At 53.5% G+C, this 21,209-nt stretch carries 20 protein-coding genes; 11 read left to right on the top strand and 9 right to left on the bottom strand.

Translation table 11 applies throughout. From position 1 onward, the window contains the following. Positions 1-26: 26 nt before the first annotated feature. Positions 27-1,136, bottom strand: coding sequence for an anion transporter (locus P0H77_RS08195; RefSeq protein WP_276164384.1), 1,110 nt, complete (start codon positions 1,134-1,136; stop codon positions 27-29). Beyond that, positions 1,133-1,606 carry a manganese-binding transcriptional regulator MntR gene (gene mntR, locus P0H77_RS08190; RefSeq protein WP_276164383.1) on the bottom strand — a complete coding sequence of 158 codons (474 nt, stop codon included), beginning with the start codon at positions 1,604-1,606 and terminating at the stop codon, positions 1,133-1,135. The genes P0H77_RS08195 and mntR overlap by 4 nt, the downstream gene beginning before the upstream one ends. 182 nt (positions 1,607-1,788) lie before the next feature. On the opposite strand from mntR, the gene mntS reads away from it, so the two are divergent. Both mntS and P0H77_RS08180 read left to right on the top strand, forming a co-directional pair. After that, entirely contained in the window at positions 1,789-1,917 is a 129-nt protein-coding gene (gene mntS / locus P0H77_RS08185) for a manganase accumulation protein MntS (RefSeq protein ID WP_276164382.1), read from the top strand. 278 nt (positions 1,918-2,195) lie between these two features. Then, entirely contained in the window at positions 2,196-3,779 is a 1,584-nt protein-coding gene (locus P0H77_RS08180; protein WP_276164381.1) for a phosphoethanolamine transferase, read from the top strand. A gap of 80 nt (positions 3,780-3,859) precedes the next feature. Here the strand turns inward: P0H77_RS08180 and ompX are convergent, their stop codons facing one another. Further along, entirely contained in the window at positions 3,860-4,366 is a 507-nt protein-coding gene (ompX, locus tag P0H77_RS08175) for an outer membrane protein OmpX (protein WP_276164380.1), read from the bottom strand. Positions 4,367-4,716: 350 nt separating this feature from the next. Between ompX and rhtA the strand changes: the two genes are divergently transcribed. The 6 genes from rhtA to ybiO all read left to right on the top strand — a co-directional run bounded on the left by rhtA (position 4,717) and on the right by ybiO (position 11,337). After that, positions 4,717-5,607 carry a threonine/homoserine exporter RhtA gene (rhtA, locus tag P0H77_RS08170; RefSeq protein WP_276164379.1) on the top strand — a complete coding sequence of 297 codons (891 nt, stop codon included), beginning with the start codon at positions 4,717-4,719 and terminating at the stop codon, positions 5,605-5,607. Positions 5,608-5,903: 296 nt separating this feature from the next. Then, the gene (gene dps / locus P0H77_RS08165) at positions 5,904-6,407 is read left to right on the top strand and encodes a DNA starvation/stationary phase protection protein Dps (protein ID WP_103675503.1); all 504 of its coding nucleotides are present in this window, start codon (positions 5,904-5,906) and stop codon (positions 6,405-6,407) included. A 361-nt stretch (positions 6,408-6,768) separates the two neighbouring features. Next, positions 6,769-7,515, top strand: coding sequence for a glutamine ABC transporter substrate-binding protein GlnH (gene glnH / locus P0H77_RS08160; protein WP_276164378.1), 747 nt, complete (start codon positions 6,769-6,771; stop codon positions 7,513-7,515). 72 nt (positions 7,516-7,587) lie between these two features. Then, a complete protein-coding gene (gene glnP, locus P0H77_RS08155; protein ID WP_276164377.1) occupies positions 7,588-8,247 on the top strand; it encodes a glutamine ABC transporter permease GlnP in 660 nt (219 codons plus the stop codon). Then, entirely contained in the window at positions 8,244-8,966 is a 723-nt protein-coding gene (glnQ, locus tag P0H77_RS08150) for a glutamine ABC transporter ATP-binding protein GlnQ (protein WP_103675506.1), read from the top strand. The genes glnP and glnQ overlap by 4 nt, the downstream gene beginning before the upstream one ends. Positions 8,967-9,078: 112 nt before the next feature. Further along, positions 9,079-11,337, top strand: a complete 2,259-nt coding sequence (gene ybiO / locus P0H77_RS08145; protein WP_276164376.1) for a mechanosensitive channel protein — start codon at positions 9,079-9,081, stop codon at positions 11,335-11,337. Here the strand turns inward: ybiO and rlmF are convergent. Then, positions 11,334-12,260: a 23S rRNA (adenine(1618)-N(6))-methyltransferase RlmF gene (gene rlmF / locus P0H77_RS08140; protein ID WP_276164375.1), complete on the bottom strand. Its 927-nt coding sequence runs from the start codon at positions 12,258-12,260 to the stop codon at positions 11,334-11,336. The two genes, ybiO and rlmF, sit on opposite strands and share 4 nt — an antisense overlap. Before the next feature lie 95 nt (positions 12,261-12,355). On the opposite strand from rlmF, the gene P0H77_RS08135 reads away from it, so the two are divergent. The 3 genes from P0H77_RS08135 to ybiJ all read left to right on the top strand — a co-directional run bounded on the left by P0H77_RS08135 (position 12,356) and on the right by ybiJ (position 13,921). Next, entirely contained in the window at positions 12,356-12,976 is a 621-nt protein-coding gene (locus P0H77_RS08135; RefSeq protein WP_276164374.1) for a flavin reductase family protein, read from the top strand. A 133-nt stretch (positions 12,977-13,109) separates the two neighbouring features. Further along, complete coding sequence (locus P0H77_RS08130) at positions 13,110-13,376, top strand: DksA/TraR family C4-type zinc finger protein (protein ID WP_276164373.1); 267 nt, start codon at positions 13,110-13,112, stop codon at positions 13,374-13,376. Between the two features lie 284 nt (positions 13,377-13,660). Further along, a complete protein-coding gene (gene ybiJ, locus P0H77_RS08125) occupies positions 13,661-13,921 on the top strand; it encodes a DUF1471 family protein YbiJ (RefSeq protein WP_176920543.1) in 261 nt (86 codons plus the stop codon). A gap of 127 nt (positions 13,922-14,048) precedes the next feature. Here the strand turns inward: ybiJ and ybiB are convergent, their stop codons facing one another. From ybiB to P0H77_RS08100, 5 genes are all read right to left on the bottom strand, one after another. Further along, positions 14,049-15,017 carry a DNA-binding protein YbiB gene (ybiB, locus tag P0H77_RS08120; protein WP_276164372.1) on the bottom strand — a complete coding sequence of 323 codons (969 nt, stop codon included), beginning with the start codon at positions 15,015-15,017 and terminating at the stop codon, positions 14,049-14,051. A gap of 26 nt (positions 15,018-15,043) precedes the next feature. Then, positions 15,044-17,191, bottom strand: coding sequence for an ATP-dependent DNA helicase DinG (gene dinG / locus P0H77_RS08115; protein WP_276164371.1), 2,148 nt, complete (start codon positions 17,189-17,191; stop codon positions 15,044-15,046). A 151-nt stretch (positions 17,192-17,342) separates the two neighbouring features. Continuing rightward, positions 17,343-18,671 carry a 6-phospho-alpha-glucosidase gene (locus P0H77_RS08110; RefSeq protein WP_276164370.1) on the bottom strand — a complete coding sequence of 443 codons (1,329 nt, stop codon included), beginning with the start codon at positions 18,669-18,671 and terminating at the stop codon, positions 17,343-17,345. Between the two features lie 8 nt (positions 18,672-18,679). Then, positions 18,680-20,287 (bottom strand): PTS transporter subunit EIIC, encoded by a 1,608-nt coding sequence (locus P0H77_RS08105; RefSeq protein WP_276164369.1) that lies wholly within the window; start codon positions 20,285-20,287, stop codon positions 18,680-18,682. A gap of 134 nt (positions 20,288-20,421) precedes the next feature. Beyond that, positions 20,422-21,156 (bottom strand): GntR family transcriptional regulator, encoded by a 735-nt coding sequence (locus tag P0H77_RS08100; RefSeq protein ID WP_276164368.1) that lies wholly within the window; start codon positions 21,154-21,156, stop codon positions 20,422-20,424. Between the last annotated feature and the right edge of the window lie 53 nt (positions 21,157-21,209).

The raw sequence follows: 21,209 nt of genomic DNA, 5'->3' as shown, positions 1-21,209 counted from the left end.
TTCCAGGAAAAACTGACAAATCAGCACTAACTGATAAGAAATAATTCGTATCCCACAAACGCTGCCCACACCAGGAGCGGCAGAGAATAAAGATGAAAGCGCCACCAGATACGCCGGTTGCCGGCCATGCGCAGCGCGATCAGATTCGCCAGCGATCCGGGGAGCAATCCAAATCCGCCGACGTTGACCGCCCAGGCCAGCAGCGTGGAAGGCGGCACATAATTCAGCAACAGAATCGTTGAGGGGACATTACTGATGACCTGCGAGAGGCCGATTGCCGTCAGCCAGAGCTGAAGCGGCGACAGTCCGCCGACCTGCTCCAGAAGATGATGCAAAACAGGAAGCTGGGTCAGGAGATGAACATCAATAAACATGGCGATGAAAACCAGCAGCAGGGACCAGTCCACCTTCAGCACCACCTCTCTGGCGACGATCAGGAAACCGATGAACAGGATACCCAGCCCCCATAACTCCTGCTTTATCTCCAGCGCCGCGAGAAACAGCAGATAAAAAAACAGACAGCTCCAGACCAGACGCCGTTGCCACTGCGGTGATTTGTCCCCGCTACGAAATCGCAGGGCCTGAGACGGAAAGACAATCCAGCACAGCACCAGCAGGGTGATCATCATGCTGAGCGCCAGCGGCAGCATTTGCCAGATAAACGCCGGAAACGAGAGGCCGGATCGTCCCCACAGCAGAATATTTTGCGGATTGCCAATGGGCGTCAGCAGCGAGCCGGCATTAACCGCCAGCGCTTCAAAGATGATCAGCCGGTTTACCGGGATTTCACACCACTTTTTCAGCGTCAACGTCAGCGGCACGACAATGAACAACGCCACGTCATTCGTTAAAAACGTCGAAAGCAGCGCCGCCGCACACACCATAAATAGCGCCAGCTGCCGCACGGTGACAAAGCGGCGCGCCATTTTGCGTCCCAGCACGTCAAAACAGCCGCTCTGTTCGACCCCTTTGGTCAGCAGCATGAGTCCGCTGAGGGTAATAATGGTGTGCCAGTCAACGGCGGCAGGCCAGCGTTGAGGGGCAAACGGCACAAAGAGACTGAGAATGACGGCAATGATAATCAGCAGATGCAGGAAGCGATCGCGCGCCAGCGCGTGCAGGAACGGCAGATTCATTCAGCGGGCGTTCCATATTTCTGGCTGAACTGGCGGAATTTCTCCAGCGTTTCTTCACTGACGTGATGTTCGATACCTTCGGCGTCGCGGCGCGCGGTATCCGGGCTAACCCCCAGCACCAGCAGGAAGTTTTCCACGATCTGATGGCGCTGACGGCTTTCTTCGGCCAGCTTTTCACCTTCCGGCGTCAGGAATACGCCGCGCCACGGGATTTGCTCAATCAGTCCAACGCTCGCCAGTCGCTTGAGCATTTTGGCAACGGTGGGTTGTGAGACGCCAAGACGCGCGGCCATATCCACCTGACGCGCCTCGCCCACTTCGCGGATAAGATCGGAAATTAACTCAACGTAGTCATCAATCAGCTCACGACGATGCGCCTCCCGCACCTGGCGGAAGCCTTCTACGTGATCTTCAACATTCACCAATTGCGTCACTTTTTTTGTTGTTGGTTTTCCCGTGCGACGACTCATTGTGCTTCCTCGTTCATGCGATACCCCCGGGGCATCAGGTAAAGAACGCTCATTGTATAGGATTGTGATGGGAGTACAAAAAATTAACTTTTTAGCCATAGCTATAAAATATAGCCTATGCTATATCTGTATGTAATGCAGTCACTCTTCATGGATGAAGGGTCAAAATGTCAGGAGGCCATATGAATGAATTTCAGAGGTGTATACGTGTGTTTAGTCACTCTCCTTTTAAAGTACGCTTGATGCTGTTGAACATGCTGTGTGACATGATCAACGGTAAACCCCGCCAGGATGATAAATCCTCTCACTAACGCGGCGTCGCGGTACGCCGCTTCCTCTTTTTGTCATTTTTCAGCGTTACGCTGACGGTTTTGTTGTTAAAACCCCTTTTTTCTTCCGTATTTGCAATCCACTTCGCAAAACAATTTCTTATGGCTAGTTGACCTTATATTCACGGCGCTTTATCTTCTTGCAGCCCTGCAACTATTGCGGCTCGCAGATGCGGACATTCTCCCCTCTTCACGCACTCACCGGCAGGTTTTGACCCTTGACGCCAGGGTGAGCACATGGCGTTTTATGACTGTGGCATATGAATTACACCCTGAAAGAATCGCTTGCCTCCCGACGCCAGGCGTTAAGCCCGTGGATTGGTTTTTATTTTCTGCAATCGTTATTGATTAACCTTGCGCTCGGCTACCCCTTTAGCCTGCTGTACGCCGTGGCGTTTACCTGCGTGCTGCATCTGCTATGGCGCACAACGCCGAAAACGCAAAAAGCGATCGTCGGCATTTATTCCCTGCTGGCGGCCAGCTATTACCCCTTCGGCCAGGCCTATGGCTCTCCCAACTTTAATACCCTGCTGGCGATGCATTCGACCAACATGGAAGAGTCCAGCGAAATCCTGACCATTTTCCCCTGGTACAGCTACGTGATTGGGCTGTTTATTTTTGCCCTCGGCGTGATAGCCGTGCGCCGTAAACCGGTCACTCAGCCGCCATGGGGAAAAATGGACACCCTGTGCCTGCTGTTTAGCGTGGGAACGTTTTTTGTTCAGCCGGTGCAGAATCTGGCATGGGGCGGCGTGTTTAAATTAAAGGACACCGGCTATCCGGCCGTGCGATTCGTCAAAGACGTGGTGGTGAACAATCAGGAAGTACTGGAAGAACAGGCAAGAATGGCGCAGCTGGCGAGCGTGAAAGATACCTGGCACGTTCTGGCGGTTAAACCGAAATATCATTATTACATCGTGGTTATTGGTGAAAGCGCGCGCCGTGATGCGCTGGGCGCATTTGGCGGACACTGGGATAATACGCCGTTTGCCAGTTCAGTGAACGGCACGCTGTTTACCGACTATATTGCCGCCAGCGGCTCGACGCAAAAATCGCTTGGCCTGACGCTTAACCGGGTCGTCGATAATAAACCGCAGTATCAGGATAATTTTGTGACGCTGGCAAACCGCGCGGGTTTCCAGACATGGTGGTTTTCTAATCAGGGACAAATCGGCGAGTATGACTCCGCAATCGCCAGCATCGCCAAACGCGCTGACGAAGCGCAGTTTCTAAAGAGTGGTGATTTCGAAGCGGATAAAAATACGCAGGATACCGAGCTGCTGAAAATGACTTCGCAGGTATTTGCCACTCAGCACAGCCAGCCGCAGCTGATCGTTCTGCATCTGATGGGGTCGCATCCTCAGGCCTGCGATCGTACAAAGGGAAAATATACCGTCTTTGTGCAGTCCAAAGAGACCTCGTGCTATCTCTATACCATGACGCAAACTGACGACTTATTACGTCAGCTTTATACGCAGTTGCAAAACACGGGCGACAGTTTTTCTCTGGTCTATTTCTCCGATCACGGGCTGGCCTTTAAAGAGCGCGGCAAGGAGGTGCAGTACCTCGCCCATGATGACAAATACCAGCAGAACTTTCAGGTGCCCTTTATGGTGCTGTCCAGCGATGACAAAACCCATCGGATAATCAAAACGCGCCGCTCTGCCAATGACTTCCTTGCTTTTTTCTCGCAGTGGACAGGCATCACCGCGGAAGAGATCAAAAATCGCTACAAATTTATTTCAACGCAGAAAGCCGGCCCGACGTGGATCACTAACTTCCGGCTGGAGAAAGTGGACTATAACCATCTGGGCACCGACGTTTTTAGTACAAAAAGCCGGTAGTGAAATCCAGCCAGTTGACCCGTAAAAACAAAAATCCGCCCGAGGGCGGATTTTTTTAACCACGTTAAATCACGTCGTTATTAGAAACGGTAGCCGACGCCCGCGATCCAGGTACCAACGTCAACGCTACGGATGCGGCTCTGCTCGTAGGAAACGTCAAGAGCCACGTTTTCCATCGGGTTGAACTGCAGACCTGCGCCGTACGCTACGCCGTAATCGCTGGTGCTGTGGTTGTCAGGAATGTCGTTCGCCTGAACTTTACCGTAGCCAAAGCCCACTACGCCATACACGCTTGCCCAGTCGTTGATACGGTAAGCCGGACCCGCAGTGAAGCCGTAGTACTGCGCTTTGTTGTACAGGCCGTTAGAGGTGTCATCTTTTTCGGTATAGGTGAAGGAACCAATAACGCCCAGCGGGGTATCATTTTCGTAGCGATACTTCAGGTTGAAACCGTTAGCTTTGTTAGCCACGCCCTGCATATCGCTCTGAGCGTAACCACCGGTAACGGTAGAAGTTGCAGCTACGGCAGTACCTGCGGAAAGGGCCAGAACTGCGGCCAGTGCTGAAAGACATGCAATTTTATTCATAACCACCTCAAATGTGCTTCAAGTAAGTCCTAAGTTTTAAATATATCAAAATGCTAAGAAACTTTTTGCAAATTGCGTTGTCGCGTCCGTCATTTCCTGTAACGAAACATTTCCATTCTTGACTATCCCTTTCAAAAAACAGCGCTTTTATCGCAGAGGACGTCATTATGACGCGCCCGGCTGATTGCAATCATCGGATTACTCTCAATCTCCGGGAGATTTTTTTGCGCGCATTCTGATTCACGCGATAAATTATAAGCAATCTTTTTTCAACGAAGACTAAACTGTCGACCCCTGGTCCATTACACTGGTGGCTTTACTTCTTTTGACAAAATTTGACGGGAGAAAGGATGCCTGGACTGCAGCGTAAAATGCCGATCTGGTTACCTTGTGTTATTTTACTGGTCGCGATGGCCTCTATTCAAAGCGGCGCTTCGCTGGCAAAGACGCTTTTTCCACTGGTCGGGGCACCCGGGGTAACGGCCCTGCGCCTGGCGCTGGGGACGCTCATTTTGATCGTCGTCTTTAAGCCGTGGCGATTGCGTTTTGCAAAAGATCAGCGTCTGCCTCTGTTGTGCTACGGCGTCTCGCTTGGGGCGATGAACTACCTGTTCTATCTGGCTATCCAGCGTATTCCGTTAGGTATCGCGGTAGCACTGGAATTTACCGGTCCGCTGGCGGTGGCGCTTTTTGCATCGCGCCGGGCAGTTGATTTTGTCTGGGTGATCCTCGCGGTTCTTGGTCTTTGGTTTCTGCTGCCGCTGGGCAAGGACGTGGCGCACGTTGACCTGACGGGTACGCTGCTGGCCCTGGGCGCAGGGGCATGCTGGGCGATTTATATTCTCTCGGGCCAGCGCGCGGGAGCAGAACATGGTCCGGCGACGGTGTCGATGGGATCGCTGATTGCAGCAATTATTTTCGTGCCTTTAGGCGCGTTGCAGGCAGGAGATGCCTTATGGCACTGGTCTATTTTGCCGCTGGGACTGGCGATTGCGGTTCTTTCGACGGCGCTGCCCTACTCCCTTGAGATGATCGCCCTTACCCGTCTGCCGACGCGCACCTTCGGCACGCTGATGAGTATGGAGCCGGCGCTGGCTGCCATTTCAGGCATCATTTTTCTTGGCGAAACCCTGACCTTCAATCAGACACTGGCACTGGGTGCCATTATTGCTGCCTCCATGGGCTCTACATTAACCCAGCGTCGTGAGCCCGAGATTAAACGGGTTAAAATCAAAAAATAATACTATTCTGCATGGCGTGCATAGCCATGCAGAATATTCGCATCTTATTTGTCGCGTTATTCCACCGTTTTTCATTGCCCTGTAAATAATAATGTCAGAGACAGCCAATCCTGAAATGGAATTAAGAATCATTTACCAGTTACAACATTAAGCCATTGATATATATAGTTAACCGAATCAGTAACAGACTTATGCTATTAAACTGATAGGTACAGACTGAATAGCAGAGTTAAAAAGCGGTGCTATACTTAATCTCGAAATTTACTTAGGAACCCACATCAAGAGGATATGAGATTATGAGTACCGCTAAACTAGTAAAAACAAAAGCGTCTAATCTGCTTTATACTCGCAACGATGTATCTGATAGCGAGAAGAAAGCCACCATTGAACTGTTAAACCGTCAGCTGGTTCAATTTATCGATCTGTCGCTGATCACCAAACAGGCTCACTGGAACATGCGCGGTGCTAACTTCATTGGTGTTCATGAAATGCTGGATGGCTTTCGCACAGCGTTAACCGACCATCTGGATACCATCGCTGAACGTGCCGTTCAGCTGGGCGGCGTTGCCCTGGGTACCACGCAGGTCGTTAACAGCAAAACCGCGCTGAAAAGCTACCCGCTCGATATCCACACCGTTCAGGATCACCTGAAAGAGCTGGCCGATCGTTATGCGATTGTCGCCAACGACGTGCGTAAAGGGATCACTGAAGCGAAAGATGAAGATACCGCGGATATCCTGACCGCAGCTTCACGCGATCTGGATAAATTCCTGTGGTTTATCGAATCTAACATCGAGTAACCATACGAAAATCCTGTCACCCCGCCGCCAGTGGGCGGGGTATGATGCACCGTAAAGGTGCATTTTTTTTGCCCTGCGCCTGCCAAAGTTAATTACTCGTAACAAGCACCTCACAAAATCGTTAATAAAAGATTGTTTTTCCCCCGGATTCTGCGATAAAAATCATCACAGGCTGTAACATCAGAGTTACGCACCAAAATGGTGCCCTGAGAGAGTGCATAAAGTGGTAAAACGATCATTTTTGTGCGCTTGCCTGCCGCTCGGTTACTGCAAAAACAATGAGTTGTAAAAGTGGCACGATTTTTTCATACCACCGTTTGTTCTTGCAGGGGATCGCCCCGTGAATATAAAAGGAAATGTTATGAAGTCTCTATTTAAAGTTTCCCTGGCTACGCTCGCGCTGGCTTTCGCAGTTTCTTCTCACGCAGCAGATAAAAAACTGGTCGTCGCCACCGACACCGCGTTCGTTCCTTTCGAGTTCAAACAAGGCGATAAATATGTTGGTTTCGATGTCGACCTGTGGGCCGCCATCGCCAAAGAACTGAAGCTGGATTACACCCTGAAGCCGATGGATTTCAGCGGCATCATCCCCGCGCTGCAAACGAAAAATATCGACCTGGCGCTGGCCGGGATCACCATTACCGACGAACGTAAAAAAGCGATCGAGTTCTCCGATGGCTACTACAAAAGCGGCCTGCTGGTAATGGTAAAAGCGGATAACAACGATGTTAAATCGGTAAAAGATCTGGACGGTAAAGTGGTTGCCGTGAAGAGCGGTACCGGTTCCGTTGATTACGCAAAAGCTAATATCAAAACCAAAGACCTGCGTCAGTTCCCGAACATCGATAACGCCTATATGGAACTGGGTACCAACCGTGCAGACGCGGTGATCCACGATACGCCAAACATCCTGTACTTCATTAAAACAGCGGGCAACGGCAAATTTAAAGCCGTGGGTGAGTCGCTTGAAGCACAGCAATACGGCATCGCCTTCCCGAAAGGCAGCGATGACCTGCGTGAGAAAGTGAACGGTGCCCTGAAAACATTGCACGACAACGGCACTTATAACGAAATCTACAAAAAATGGTTCGGCACTGAACCTAAATAATACGCTTTGATGCACGCTTCTGGGGGCGGCCTTCGCCCCCTGCTCTATTTAACGCGGTAACAGGAATTTATTATGGAGTTTGACTGGAGTGCCATTTGGCCTGCCATTCCGATTTTGCTGAAAGGGGCCAAAATGACGCTGTGGATTTCGGTCCTCGGCCTTGCAGGCGGTCTGATCATCGGCCTGCTGGCGGGGTTTGCCCGCTCTTTCGGCGGCCGCATCATCAATTTCATCGCCCTCGTGTTTATTGAAATCATTCGCGGCACCCCGATTGTCGTGCAGGTTATGTTTATCTACTTTGCCCTGCCGATGGCCTTCAATGATTTGCGCATCGATCCCTTTAGCGCGGCGGTAATCACCATTATGATCAACTCCGGCGCGTATATTGCGGAGATCACCCGTGGTGCGGTACTGTCGATTCACAGAGGCTTTCGCGAAGCGGGGCTGGCGCTGGGTCTGTCACGATACGAAACCATCCGCCACGTCATTCTGCCGCTGGCGCTGCGCCGTATGCTTCCGCCGCTGGGGAACCAGTGGATCATCAGTATCAAAGATACTTCCCTGTTTATCGTCATCGGCGTTGCTGAACTGACGCGTCAGGGACAGGAGATTATTGCCGGTAACTTCCGCGCGCTGGAGATCTGGAGCGCCGTCGCCGTCATCTATCTGATTATCACTCTGGTTCTGAGCTTCGTTCTGCGCCGTCTTGAAAAAAGGATGAAAATCCTGTGATTGAATTTAAAAACGTCTCCAAGCACTTTGGTCCCACTAAAGTGCTGCACAATATTGATTTGCACATCGCTCAGGGTGAAGTAGTGGTCATTATCGGCCCGTCGGGTTCGGGAAAATCGACGCTGCTGCGCTGCATCAACAAGCTGGAAGAGATTACCAGCGGCGAACTGATTGTTGACGGCCTGAAGGTAAACGATCCGAAAGTGGACGATCGGTTAATTCGTCAGGAAGCCGGGATGGTGTTCCAGCAGTTCTACCTGTTCCCGCATCTGACGGCGCTGGAAAACGTGATGTTCGGCCCGCTGCGAGTGCGCGGAGCCAAAAAAGCGGAGGCTGAAAAGCTGGCGCTGTCGCTGCTGGCGAAAGTGGGCCTTGCCGAACGTTCGCACCATTATCCGTCAGAGCTTTCCGGCGGCCAGCAGCAGCGCGTGGCGATTGCCCGTGCGCTGGCGGTGAAACCGAAAATGATGCTGTTTGATGAGCCGACCTCTGCCCTCGACCCGGAGCTGCGCCACGAAGTGCTGAAAGTGATGCAGGATCTGGCAGAAGAAGGCATGACAATGGTGATCGTCACCCATGAAATCGGCTTTGCCGAGAAAGTCGCCTCGCGTCTGATCTTTATAGACCAGGGACGGATTGCCGAAGACGGTCATCCACAAACGCTGATTGAAAACCCACCCAGCCTGCGCCTGCAGGAGTTTTTGCAGCACGTCTCCTGATCCCTGGCCCGCCCCTTTTGGGGCGGGTTTTCCAGAATGTTCTCAATTCCCGCCATGCCATTATGGGGTTCTATACTTATCATTTTGTTATAGATTCTCACTGGAGGAGTCCATGCCGTGGATTGTGTTGCTACTTCTTGGTCTGCTTAGCGCCCCGCTGCACGCGGCGACGATCCCAGGCGTCACCACCAGCGCCCCGCCAGCGAAGGACGAAAAAACCCAGCCCAGCGAGCCGGATCTGGCGCAGAAAAAAGCGGCTTACGCCGCGCTGGCTGACGTCCTGGCTAACGACACCTCCCGCGACGAGCTGATCGAACAGCTTCGTCAGGTGGCGGCAACTCCACCGCCGGAACCGGTCCCTGCCATTGCGCCACCGGAGGCGAAAAACGATAAAACGGTGCTGGAAAATGTCACCACCGTAGGCCGGTATTACGGTGAACAACTCTCCTCCCGCTTTGCTCAACTGTATCGTAATATCACCGGCTCCCCGCACAAGGCTTTCAATCCTCATACCTTTACCAATGCGCTTACCCATTTTATAATGCTGGCGGGCATGGTCTTCGCCTTTTACGCGGTGATCCGCATCGCCGCGCTGCCGCTTTATCGCAGAATGGGCCGCTGGGGACGCAAAAAAAATCGCGAGCACGGCAACTGGCTCCAGCTTCCCGGCATGATCATCGGCGCGTTTATCATCGATTTACTGCTGCTGGTACTGGCGCTTTTTGTCGGTCAAATCCTGATTGAAAATTTTAACTCCGGCAACCAGACCATCGCGTTCCAGCAAAATCTGTTTCTGAGCGCTTTCGCCCTGATTGAGTTTTTCAAAGCCATTCTGCGCCTGATATTCTGCCCGCGCGTCCCCGAACTGCGTCCGTTTTCGATCACCGACGAGTCAGCCCATTACTGGAACCTGCGCCTGAGCGCGCTCAGTAGCTTAATCGGCTATGGGCTGATTGTGGCGGTGCCGATTATTTCCAATCAGGTTAACGTGCAGTTCGGCGCGATGGCCAACGTGGCGATCATGCTGTGTATTACGCTGTGGGCGCTGTATCTTATTTTCCATAATAAACAAAAAATCACCGAGGATTTGCTGCACCTGGCCGATCGCTCGCTCTCCTTCTTCAGTTTGTTTATTCGCGCCTTTGCCCTGGTGTGGCACTGGCTGGCAACCGCCTATTTCATCGTCCTGTTCTTCTTTTCACTCTTCGATCCGGGCAATAGCCTGAAATTTATGATGGGTGCAACGGTGCGCAGCCTGGCGATTATCGGTCTTGCGGCCTTTGCGTCCGGCATTTTATCCCGCTGGATTGCCAAACGTATTACGCTCTCTGCGCAAACCCAGCGTAACTATCCTGAACTGCAAAAGCGGCTCAACGGCTGGCTTTCCACGGCGCTGAAAGCCGCGCGTATTCTGGTGGTTTGCGTGGCGATTATGCTGCTGCTCAGCGCGTGGGGTCTGTTCGATTTCTGGAACTGGCTGCACAACGGCGCGGGGGAGAAAACCGTCGATATCCTGATCCGCATCGCGCTGATCCTGTTCTTCTCGGCGGTGGGCTGGACGGTACTGGCGAGCCTGATTGAAAACCGCCTGTCCTCCGATATTCACGGCCGCCCGCTACCGAGCGCACGTACCCGCACGCTGCTGACGCTGTTCCGTAACGCGCTGGCGGTGATTATCAGTACCATTACCATCATGATCGTGCTTTCGGAAATTGGCGTGAATATCGCCCCGCTGCTGGCAGGTGCCGGAGCGCTGGGACTGGCTATCTCATTCGGCTCACAAACGCTGGTAAAAGATATTATCACCGGGGTCTTCATACAATTTGAGAACGGGATGAATACCGGCGATCTGGTGACCATCGGGCCGCTCACCGGCACGGTTGAACGGATGTCAATTCGATCGGTCGGCGTGCGTCAGGATACCGGCGCGTACCACATTATTCCGTGGTCCTCGATCACCACCTTCGCCAACTTCGTACGCGGTATCGGCTCGGTGGTGGCGAACTATGACGTCGATCGTCATGAGGATGCCGATAAAGCAAATCAGGCGCTGAAAGAGGCGGTAAGCGAGTTGATGGAAATGCCGGATATTCGCGCGCTGGTGATTGGCGAGCCGTCGTTTGCGGGCATTGTCGGCCTGACTAACACCGCCTTTACCCTGCGCGTCTCGTTTACCACTCAGCCGCTGAAACAGTGGACCGTTCGTTTCGCGCTGGACAGCCAGGTGAAAAAACATTTCGACCGGGCCGGGGTTCGCGCTCCGGTGCAAACCTGGCAAATCCTGCCCTCGCCAGGGGCAGCGATGCAGCCGCCGGGAGCCATGCCAACATCGGGTGTGGCTCCCCAGCCGCCTGCCGAGCCAACGCTTTAGCGGGCGCGGACCGCGAAACGACGACGCTGGTCTTCGTCGAGGAAGGTCCAGGCGATAAAGCGACTCTGCTTTTGACCCTGGGCCATCTCTTTTTTCACTACTTTCACCGCGCCTGCTGCCGTCAGCGCCGGATACAACAGCGGCAGGTTTTCACCACGGGACACCAGCGAACTAAACCACATCACCTGACGGGCAAAGGTTTTGCTCTCTTCAATCATCTGCTGAATAAAACGCACTTCCCCGCCTTGGCACCACAACTCCTGCTGCTGACCGCCAAAGTTACGCGCATCACCCTGCTTTTGCCCCAGATTGCGCCGCTTACGCTCGTTACCCTCTCGCGCCGCCTCGGCGGAATCGTGGAACGGCGGATTACAAATAGTGGCGTCGTACTGCTCGTTTTTACGAATGATGCCGCGAAAAATAGCGGTTTCATCTTTCTGTTTACGCAGGCGAATGCTGCGGTTCATGCCCGGATTGCCGTTCACGATGGCCTGGGCGCTGGCAAACGCCCCGGCATTGACCTCGGTACCGGTAAAGCGCCAGCCATACTCAGAGGCGCCAATCAGCGGGTAGATACAGTTTGCGCCGACGCCGATATCCAGCACGCTGGCCTGACGGGGAATTTCACCGCCGGTTTCTGACAGCAGGTCGGCCAGATGGTGAATATAATCCGCCCTGCCCGGCACCGGCGGGCAAAGAGAACCCTCCGGAACATCCCACTGCTGCACGCCGTAAAAATGCATCAGCAGCGCTTTGTTCAATGCCTTAACGGCCCGCGGTTCGGCAAAGTTAATGGTCTCCTCGCCGGAGGGATTGGTGGTGATAAATTCAGCAAGCTCCGGACACGCCACGCAGAGGGCGGGAAGATCGTAGCGGTCACGGTGGCGGTTACGCGGGTGTAATCCCGGTTTCTGGGCATTCATAGCTTTCTCCTGTCGATTGCCGCGTAAGATACCCGTTGACGCCGGGCGGGTAAATAAGTGAGTCTGGAGAAATCCGTTTTTTGCAGAGGAAAACTATGTATTTTTATCAGCCATCGCAGGGTCATGGCCTGCCGCACGATCCGCTTAACGCGATTATTGGCCCCCGTCCAATTGGCTGGATCGCTTCGCAGGACGCGCAGGGAAAGGCCAACCTGGCCCCGTACAGCTTTTTCAACTGCTTTAATTACCGGCCACCGATTATCGGTTTTGCCAGCAGCGGCTGGAAAGACAGCGTGCGCAATATTGTCGAGACCAAAGAGTTTGTCTGGAATCTCACCACCCTGCCGCTGGCGCGTCAGATGAATGAAACGTCGGCCACCCTGCCGCACGGTGAAAATGAGTTTTTGCGCGCCGGACTGACGCCTGCGGCCAGCCGCCTTGTCAGCGTCCCGCGCGTGGCAGAAAGCCCGGTTAATTTCGAATGCCGTCTTTCGCAGTGCATTCAGCTTACCGGCGCAGACGGCACGGCGGTAGACACCTGGCTGGTACTGGGAGAGGTAATTGCGGTACATATTGATGAGTCGCTGCTGGAGGATGGCATCTACCAGACCGCCAAAGCGCAGCCGGTGCTGCGGGCGGGTGGGCCATCCGCGTATTACAGCATTGATGAAGCCCACCGCTTTGACCTGATCCGCCCGGATGCGCGGCAGGGATAATTTTTATCCTTCTCACCCATCCTTGTGCCTTAAATTGCGTGCCGCGAATGGTCCTAAAACCCCGCGCCACGCCCTTGCCTGCACAAAATTTGACCCCATTTTGCTATAATGAAGTAAACCTCAGGAGGTAAAAATGGCATCAGGTTGGGCAAATGACGGTGCTGTGCAGGATCAGATCGACAGTACCATTGAAGATGCGGTTGCACGTGCGCGTCGCGACCTGCCAACGGGTGAAAGCGTCGAATTTTGTGAAGAATGCGATGAACGTATCCCGGAAGCGCGTCGTAAGGCGATCCCAGGCGTGCGGCTGTGCGTGAACTGTCAGCAGAAGAAAGATTTAAATAATGCGAAATTTTCAGGATATAATCGCAGAGGTTCGAAGGATAGCCAGTTACGCTGACTGTTCTTTGCCGATGCTGACAGCATCCCACGGTAACGTTACGAGCACGGATTTCAGGGGCCGGAGTAGCAAACTGTGCCTTTAAACTTTTTCTGACCGTGCTCATTCTTCTTTCAGCTTCACGGCCAAAAATAATTTATTAATAATCAATAAATTATCATCATTCAAATTTTTCGAACAACGTCGTCAATTCTCTTCGATTTTATCTCTCGAAAAAAAGCGTGATACTTATCACATCGACGGAACATCGTCACATTAACAGAATAACCTGCGAGAGATTAACTATGAAAACCATCAAATATGCTGTTGCCGCTATCGCCCTTTCTACACTTTCCTTTGGCGCTTTTGCTGCTGAAGCCGTTAACCCGGCTCAGGCACAGAGCATGAATAAAGTCGGCGTGGTTTCCGCTAACGGCGCAACTACGCTGGACGGCCTGGAAGCGCGTCTGGCAGAGAAAGCGGCTGCCGCTGGTGCAAAAGGCTACAGCATCACCTCTACCAACGGTAACAACAAAATGAGCGGCACTGCGGTTATCTACAACTAATCGCCACTCTATGTTGACCTGACCCGCTGGCCACCCACCGGCGGGGCGCATTAACCCTCATTATTGACTCTGTGTTTGTTACCCTTTTTGCCCGTCCATGATGGACGGGCTTTTTTTTGGCATACGCTTAGTAACTCTGCGCAACGCGGGCCAGCCCGGACGCCAGAGTATCCACTTCGCCGGTTGCCAACAGGCAGCAGGCAATCTGAATTTTCAGCGACTGCGGCACCGGCTCGCAGCCGCTGACGCAGCGCTCAATCCAGCGCGCGGTAACCTCAGGATCTTTACTCTCCGGTAGCGATAGTTCACTGGCCTCGCTGAGTTCCTGACGTTCGCTGATAACCCGCACGCCGCCTGCGTCGATCAGGCTGATCGGCGGGCAACGCTGCGGACTGGCGTAAACTTCGCCCTCAGTCCCCTGCATCAGCAGGCCGCGCCCGCCGATATCGGTGAAAAATTGCGCCACCCGCGTAACGTATTCCGGATGAGAAACGCTGGAGAGACGCAGCGCAGCATCTTCTGCAAACGGCGTAGCCAGCTTTGCCAGGGTATGCGCGCTGTTACGTACGCCCATCCGCCAGCGTAACGCCAGCTGTTTTTCCAGCGGCGGGCAGAACGCACTGACCGGAATATACACCGGCTGCGATCCGTCGAGTTTCGCCTGGGCCTGCCCGGCATGATGCGTGGCCTTAATGCCCAGCAGGGAAAAAATTGTTTCCGTCAGCACGCGTCCGGGATCTTCACTCACCCCATGAACCACCACCGGGAAGCCGAACTTATGCAGCAGGATCGCCAGCAGCGGCGTCAGGTTGGCCTGTTTTCGCGCCCCGTTGTAGCTCGGAATAACCACCGGCATTGGCTTCGCCACCGGTGGCGTCAGGCGCATCACCTGCTGCTGCATTGCCTGATAGAATCCCTGCATCTCGGCTTCACCCTCGCCCTTGATACGCAGGGCAATCAGAATGCCGCCCATTTCGAGATCGCCCACGTCGCCGTTAAGCATTCGGCTATACAGCTCTCGTGCGGTGTCGAGATCCAAATCGCGGGCGTGATTCTTCCCCCGTCCCACTTCTTTGATGATCTTGCGGTAATCCATCCAACGTCCTCCTGCGGCTCACATCATTAACGTCGTTTGCGACGGGTTGGTTTTGTTTTGGTTTTGTTAACTATAACGTCAGGCACTTCAGGTTGGGAAATCGGAAACACTGGCAGCGCATTCAGCAGCCGCTGACCGTAGTTTTTCGTCAGCAGACGTTTATCATAAATCACCACTTCCCCCCAGCAGCTGTGGCTGCGGATCAAACGCCCCACCTGCTGAATGAGATTGAACGAGGCGCTGGGCAGGCTTTGTACTTCAAACGGATAACGCTTCAGGCTCTTCAGCCACTCGCCTTCGGTGATCACCACCGGACTGTCGATAGGCGGGAAAGCGATTTTATGAATGTGGACCTGGCTTAACAACTCACCTTTGAGATCCAGCCCTTCAGCAAAAGATTGTAGCCCGACCAGGACGCTACGCTCGCCAGCTTCCACCCGCTTGCGGTGCAGCTCCACCAGCCGATAGCGCGGTTGATCGCCCTGCACCAGCAACAGCAGGCGCAGATCGGTAACGTGCTCCAGAAAGCGCTGCATGGCGCGACCGCTGGCAAACAATACCAGCATACCGCGATGCTTTTTACTCTCCAGCTCCCGGCGGAAAAACGCCGCCATTTCAGCCACGTGCTGCGCTTCGTTTTCCATCAGCGGCTCATAGTGCATCTGCGGGATAATAATCTTGCCCTGTTCGACGTGGTTAAAAGGCGAGTCCAGCGCCACAAAGCGGTCGCCCGCCTTCTCTTTGAGTCCGCTCATCTCCTGCAAACGGGAAAAACTGTTAAGCGAACGCAACGTGGCGGAGGTAACGACAATGTGCGGCACGCTGCGCCAGAGCAATTTTTCCAGCTGGTCGCTGACGCGGATGCCAACACAGTGAAAAAACATATGACTCTGCCCTTCGCGGACGTCCCGCGTCGCCCATTTTGACACCGGCGCACCGGAGGCATGCGCCAGCGAGGCCAGACGCCAGAGTTTACTCTGCGCCTCAAACATCCCCAGCGCGCGGTTCATTTGCAGGATCACCCGGTGCAGGCGAACGATATCGTGCGAGCCGGTTTTTTCACCTAGATCGTTGAGAAACGCCTCGGCCAGCCCGCGCAGCAGCTCGGTCAATTTTGCCAGACGCTGACAAATAGCCATGATCTCGTCCGGTAACTCCCCCATCACAAAGCGATGCTCCGCCTCCTGAGTAGCCGGAAGGTATACATTCAGAATCGCATTCAGGGAGGCAATCAGTTCATAAAGCTCTTCGCAATGGGCGTTAAGGCGCTCCGGCGTCGCGAGCGGCGGCAGGGTTTTCGGACGAAACTGTTCAAGGCAGGTCGCGACCAGTTTGGTAAAAAGATCGAGCTGGAGCCGATACCATGGCGCGGTGATTTCAGCGCTCATTTCCAGCGCGTCGCGCGCGACATCGGGCAGGTGATGGCCTTCATCAAGCACCAGCAGCATATTTTTCGCTTCCGGCAGTACCGCTTCACTCTCCATTGCCGCCATCACCAACGCGTGATTGGCCACCACCACCTCCGCGTCCTGGATTTCACGCCGGGCAACAAAAAACGGGCATTCCCGGTAGTAGTGACAGTTTCGGTTCAGGCAGCTGGCTTTGTCAGTACTCAGGCGTCGCCACAGATCGTCACTGATGGCGCGGTCGGTATGATCGCGCAGGCCATCCCATTTATAGCTGTCGAGATCTTTTTTTAGCGTCGCACAATGCTGCTGCTCTTCTTTGTTATTCGGCGTCAGCTCATCATCAAGAAAGGCCAGCAGATCCTGCTGGGTTTCTTCCGTGCTGGCAAGCGCGGTGAGGTTACGCGGGCAAACGTAGCGACCGCGCCCAAATGCCGCCGTGAAGCGCAGCTCAGGAATGATTTTTTTCAGCAGCGGTAAATCTTTGCTGTAGATCTGGTCCTGAAGCGCCACGTTGGCGGTACTGACCACCAGCGTTTTTTGCTCTTCCCTGGCGATGGCGATACCGGGGATCAGGTACGATAAGGTTTTGCCGACGCCCGTCGGCGCTTCAATTGCCAGGTGCCGCCCGTCCTCGCCAGCGAGGGTTTTCGCCACGTCAGCAATCATCTGCCGCTGCGGCGGACGCGGGATAAACTCCGGAATTTGCTGTTGCAGCGCCTTATACCAGGCGGCGATTTGCGCTTTTAGCGCAGGAGTAAGGGCCATCGTAAAACCTGAGATACTGTATAAACAGCCACTATTGTGCCATTTTTCAGTCTGCCGGGGTATGGGTTTTTGGAATTGTGGAAAGTGGCTCGCAAATATTTCACAGGGTTAGACGGGTTCCCCTCTTCCTGACAGAAGAGGGGGAAAGGCGTTAGCGCAGCTCTGGCCAGTAGTCTTTGTTTGCTTCAATCAGCGCATCCAGCACCTGACGTGCTTTTTTCGCATCGACGATCGTGCGGTTAAGCGTTAATGCCTGTAGGGCTTTAGTGTAGGAGCCTTCAAACCACGCCTCAACGGTCAGCCGCTCATAAGCAAACTGTTGCTCAATCAACCCTTTGTAAAAGGTCGGGATTTTCCCTATGCCATACGGACGCGGTCCGTTGCAGCCAATTTCTGCCGTCAGTTCGACCATCACATCGTCATCAAGGTTTTCGACCAGTCCATTATTGGGCAGCATCACAATGAATTTTTTCTTCAGATTGAAGGCGATAGCTTCGGCCAGCTCGACGATCATGTCGCCGTGCGCGTCGTTGTGTACCACGTGTACGTTGCGCGTCGTCCCTTCGGCCACCGCGGTGCGGCACTCTTCAAAGACCCGTTTTTCCCGGCCGTTAATCACTTCATTGGCGCGGGTAAAGTTGGGGTCCAGTCTGGAGAATTTATACTCCGGGTAAAGGTAATATTGCAGATAGGTGTTCGGCAGATAATCCGGGAAATCACGCAGCATATCGGCCACTGCCGCGTAGGTTTCCAGCCAGGATTTATCGCGCTGTTCGGCGTCCACCGGTTTAAAACCGTTGGCGGCAATATAGGCTTTCAGTTCCGGAGCAAGGTCATTGCCGTTTTCATCATACAGATGAGTAAACCAGCCGAAGTGGTTGAGGCCGAAATAGACCGGATCGAAGGTTGCCGGGTCGCGGTTCAGCAGGCGCCCATAAGAGCGCAGCAGGTTAACCGGCTGATCGCAGATATTGAGGATGCGTTTATCTTGCGGAAAACGCTTGTTCAGGGCATCCGCCACAATCGCCGCCGGATTGGTGTAGTTAAGGATCCAGGCTTGCGGCGAACGGGCACGGACTTTCTCGACCAGCGCAATCATGTCGCGAATGGAGCGCATACCGTAGGCAAAGCCACCTGCGCCGCAGGTTTCCTGCCCGATGACGCCGAGGCTTAGCGGGATTTTTTCATCTTTCTCGCGCATCGCATAGCCGCCGGTGCGCATCTGACAGAAGATGAAATCCATATCATTAAACGCGACCTCTTCGTCGGTGGTATAGGTAAATTCCAGTTCCGGATATTCTTCGCTGAATAAGACTTTAGCGTAGTCGCCAATTACCGCCTGGCGTTCGCTATTCACGTCAAACATCACCAGTTTTTTTAAGGGCAGACGCGCCTTGAGTTTGCATAATGCTTTTAATAATCCCGGCGTCCATGTGGAACCCCCACCGACTAATACGATATTAAAATGTGTTTTCATCATCAGTTCTCTTATTGCGTCTGTTGAACGAGTAAATGTTGTTTCACCGCGCTGGCAATACTTTCTACCTGCGGCCCGTAAATAACCTGAATGTCGTTATCCGTCGCGCGAATAAAGCCGCTGGCACCGCTGCGCCTGAGCGCGGCTTCATCGACTTTTTGCATATCGATTATTTTTACCCGCAGGCGGGTGAAGCAGCAGTCAACCTGCTGAATATTGTCCTGACCGCCGAGACCGGCAATAATATGCGCGCTGTGTTCATCCGCCGGTAATTCCCTGGCACTGGCAACCGACGCCGCGCTTTCTTCTTCGCGGCCTGGCGTTTTGACATTGGTGCGTAAAATGATCCACCTAAAAGAGAAGTAGTAGACGGGTGCCCAGATAGCGCCGAGCAGCAGGCTGAACCACCAGTGGGTTTTCGCGCCGCCCAGTACGCCAAAGACCATAAAATCAATCAATCCGCCCTGAATATTACCGATCGTCATCTCAAGCAGTTGCGCACAGGCAAACGACAGTCCGGTCATAAACGCGTGGAAAATAAACAGCAGCGGCGAAACAAAGATAAAGCTGAACTCCAGCGGTTCAGTAATGCCGGTAGTGAATGAGGCCAGCGCACCGGCCATCATTAAGGCTTTTACCCGCTGTTTGTGCTCCGGCTTTGCGCAGCGGTACATCGCCAGCGCGGCGGCGGGCAGACCAAACATCATCACCGGAATTTTGCCCTGCGCCAGAAAACGCGTGGCTTCGCGGGTAATATCCTCACTTAGCGCGCCGGGATGGGCCAGCGCGTAATTAAATATGGAGAGCGCGCCGATGACGCTTTCGTTATTGACATTCACCATGCCGCCGACCGGGGTGAAGCGCACGGTTTCATTAAGAATATGATGCAGGCCGGTGGGAATTAAGATTCGCTCGGTGAAAGCATAAATAAAGGTGCCAAACGCGCCGGATTCACCAATAAATCGTCCCAGATGAATAATGGCACTGGCAATCACCGGCCACACCAGCGACATTAAAACGCCCACCAGCGGCAAAACAATAACGGTAATAATGGGAACAAAGCGGCGGCCACCAAAATAAGCGATGGCCGCCGGGAGTGTAATCGTATAAAAGCGGTTATGCAGAATGACCGTTACCATCCCGGCGATCACCCCGCCGAGGACGCTCATCTGGTAGGAAAAAATACCGAGGGTGTTGGCAAATTCCGCGGAATACATCACCGCCTCGGTCTGGCTATAGCCTTTTGCCATAAAAGCCGCCGTCGACGTCGTCTCTGGCGTTAATCCCTGCGCCAGCAAACTGTAATTAACGCCAACGTGAAAGGTAATAAAACCAATGACCGCCGCCAGCGCCGCCGTGGGTTTTTCATCGCGGGCCAGGCCAATCGCACAGGCAATGGCAAACAGCAGCGGTAGATTGGCGAATAACGCCCCGGCAACCTTGCGGATAAAGCCAATCGCCTGCTGCATCATTTCAGCGTGAATAATGCTTTCACCGACGATTGCCGGATTCTGCAAGGCCGCTGCCAGGCCAAGAAAAATACCGGCGGCAGCGATCACCGAGATCGGCATCATTAATGCCTTACCTAAATCTTGTAAAAACTCACCTGCCCGACTCATATCGCATTCCCTGTAAGGTAGAAGTGACGTATCAGACTACACGTTAAGGGGAGTATAGGCGATTTGGATGTATAGTTGTCTAGCCCACTAATTTAAAAACAGGATATTGATCACATAATCATCAGGTGACGCGATCAGGGACGCGCGGCGGTAAGGGTGAAACGGTAATGCTGCTGATTGTAGTAAATTTCTGAGATTTCAAAGGGGGTATTATCGCGCAATAGCGCAACAGAAGTCGCATGCAGCACTGGCTCGTCGCGGTTAATGCCTAACATATCGCGCACCTCCTGCGAGGGGAGTTCGGCGCGGATCTCCTTTTCAGACCGTTCAACGGTAAACCCTTTGCGGCTGATATAGGCGTATTTTGAGGCATTCAGATCGGCTTCGCATAAATCGGCAAACGGCTGAGCGATCATCCACGACTGTTCAAAAACAAAGGGAATATCGCCCACCAGCCGTAGCCGTTTCATAAACCAGACCTCTTCACCCGGTGCAAGGAGAAGCGTGTGTGCAATCTCAGCCGTGACGGGCTGGCGAATAAGGCATATCAGGCGATTGACCACCGGTTCATCCAGCCCCAGCGTGGCCTCGCTGGAGGAGAGATGGCGATCGAGCGGCAGTGAGATGCGCAGGTTTTTGCTGCTCTGCACCACGAATGTCCCCTGCCCGCGCCGACGTTCGACTTTACCCTGCCGGACCAGATAATCCACCGCTTTACGCGCGGTCATGCGGGAAATGGTGAACTGCTGGCAGAGTTCATTTTCGGAAGGAATAGCATCGCCGGGACGCAGCAACCCTGCGGTGATTTGCCCGGTAAGGTATTGTTCAAGTTGCAAATAGACCGGCACGGTAGAGTGTTTATCAATCATTAACGATGCTCCCTGTAGAGAGTATTATGTTAACTACCCGACCGCAAAGTGAC

This window comes from Superficieibacter sp. HKU1, assembly GCF_029319185.1.
Taxonomy (GTDB): Bacteria; Pseudomonadota; Gammaproteobacteria; order Enterobacterales; family Enterobacteriaceae; genus Superficieibacter.
Note: the sequence above shows the minus strand (reverse complement) of the source record. Positions and strands in the feature narration are given on the sequence as shown.

Coding starts and splice junctions, on each gene's coding strand:
- P0H77_RS08180 (WP_276164381.1), top strand. CDS start 2,196: ATGAATTACACCCTGAAAGAATCGCTTGCCTCCCGACGCCAGGCGTTA.
- dinG (WP_276164371.1), bottom strand. CDS start 17,191: ATGGCCCTTACTCCTGCGCTAAAAGCGCAAATCGCCGCCTGGTATAAG.
- rhtA (WP_276164379.1), top strand. CDS start 4,717: ATGCCTGGACTGCAGCGTAAAATGCCGATCTGGTTACCTTGTGTTATT.
- P0H77_RS08130 (WP_276164373.1), top strand. CDS start 13,110: ATGGCATCAGGTTGGGCAAATGACGGTGCTGTGCAGGATCAGATCGAC.
- ybiB (WP_276164372.1), bottom strand. CDS start 15,017: ATGGATTACCGCAAGATCATCAAAGAAGTGGGACGGGGGAAGAATCAC.
- mntR (WP_276164383.1), bottom strand. CDS start 1,606: ATGAGTCGTCGCACGGGAAAACCAACAACAAAAAAAGTGACGCAATTG.
- glnP (WP_276164377.1), top strand. CDS start 7,588: ATGGAGTTTGACTGGAGTGCCATTTGGCCTGCCATTCCGATTTTGCTG.
- P0H77_RS08110 (WP_276164370.1), bottom strand. CDS start 18,671: ATGATGAAAACACATTTTAATATCGTATTAGTCGGTGGGGGTTCCACA.
- P0H77_RS08195 (WP_276164384.1), bottom strand. CDS start 1,136: ATGAATCTGCCGTTCCTGCACGCGCTGGCGCGCGATCGCTTCCTGCAT.
- ybiO (WP_276164376.1), top strand. CDS start 9,079: ATGCCGTGGATTGTGTTGCTACTTCTTGGTCTGCTTAGCGCCCCGCTG.
- P0H77_RS08135 (WP_276164374.1), top strand. CDS start 12,356: ATGTATTTTTATCAGCCATCGCAGGGTCATGGCCTGCCGCACGATCCG.
- dps (WP_103675503.1), top strand. CDS start 5,904: ATGAGTACCGCTAAACTAGTAAAAACAAAAGCGTCTAATCTGCTTTAT.
- rlmF (WP_276164375.1), bottom strand. CDS start 12,260: ATGAATGCCCAGAAACCGGGATTACACCCGCGTAACCGCCACCGTGAC.
- glnH (WP_276164378.1), top strand. CDS start 6,769: ATGAAGTCTCTATTTAAAGTTTCCCTGGCTACGCTCGCGCTGGCTTTC.
- P0H77_RS08105 (WP_276164369.1), bottom strand. CDS start 20,287: ATGAGTCGGGCAGGTGAGTTTTTACAAGATTTAGGTAAGGCATTAATG.
- P0H77_RS08100 (WP_276164368.1), bottom strand. CDS start 21,156: ATGATTGATAAACACTCTACCGTGCCGGTCTATTTGCAACTTGAACAA.
- mntS (WP_276164382.1), top strand. CDS start 1,789: ATGAATGAATTTCAGAGGTGTATACGTGTGTTTAGTCACTCTCCTTTT.
- ybiJ (WP_176920543.1), top strand. CDS start 13,661: ATGAAAACCATCAAATATGCTGTTGCCGCTATCGCCCTTTCTACACTT.
- ompX (WP_276164380.1), bottom strand. CDS start 4,366: ATGAATAAAATTGCATGTCTTTCAGCACTGGCCGCAGTTCTGGCCCTT.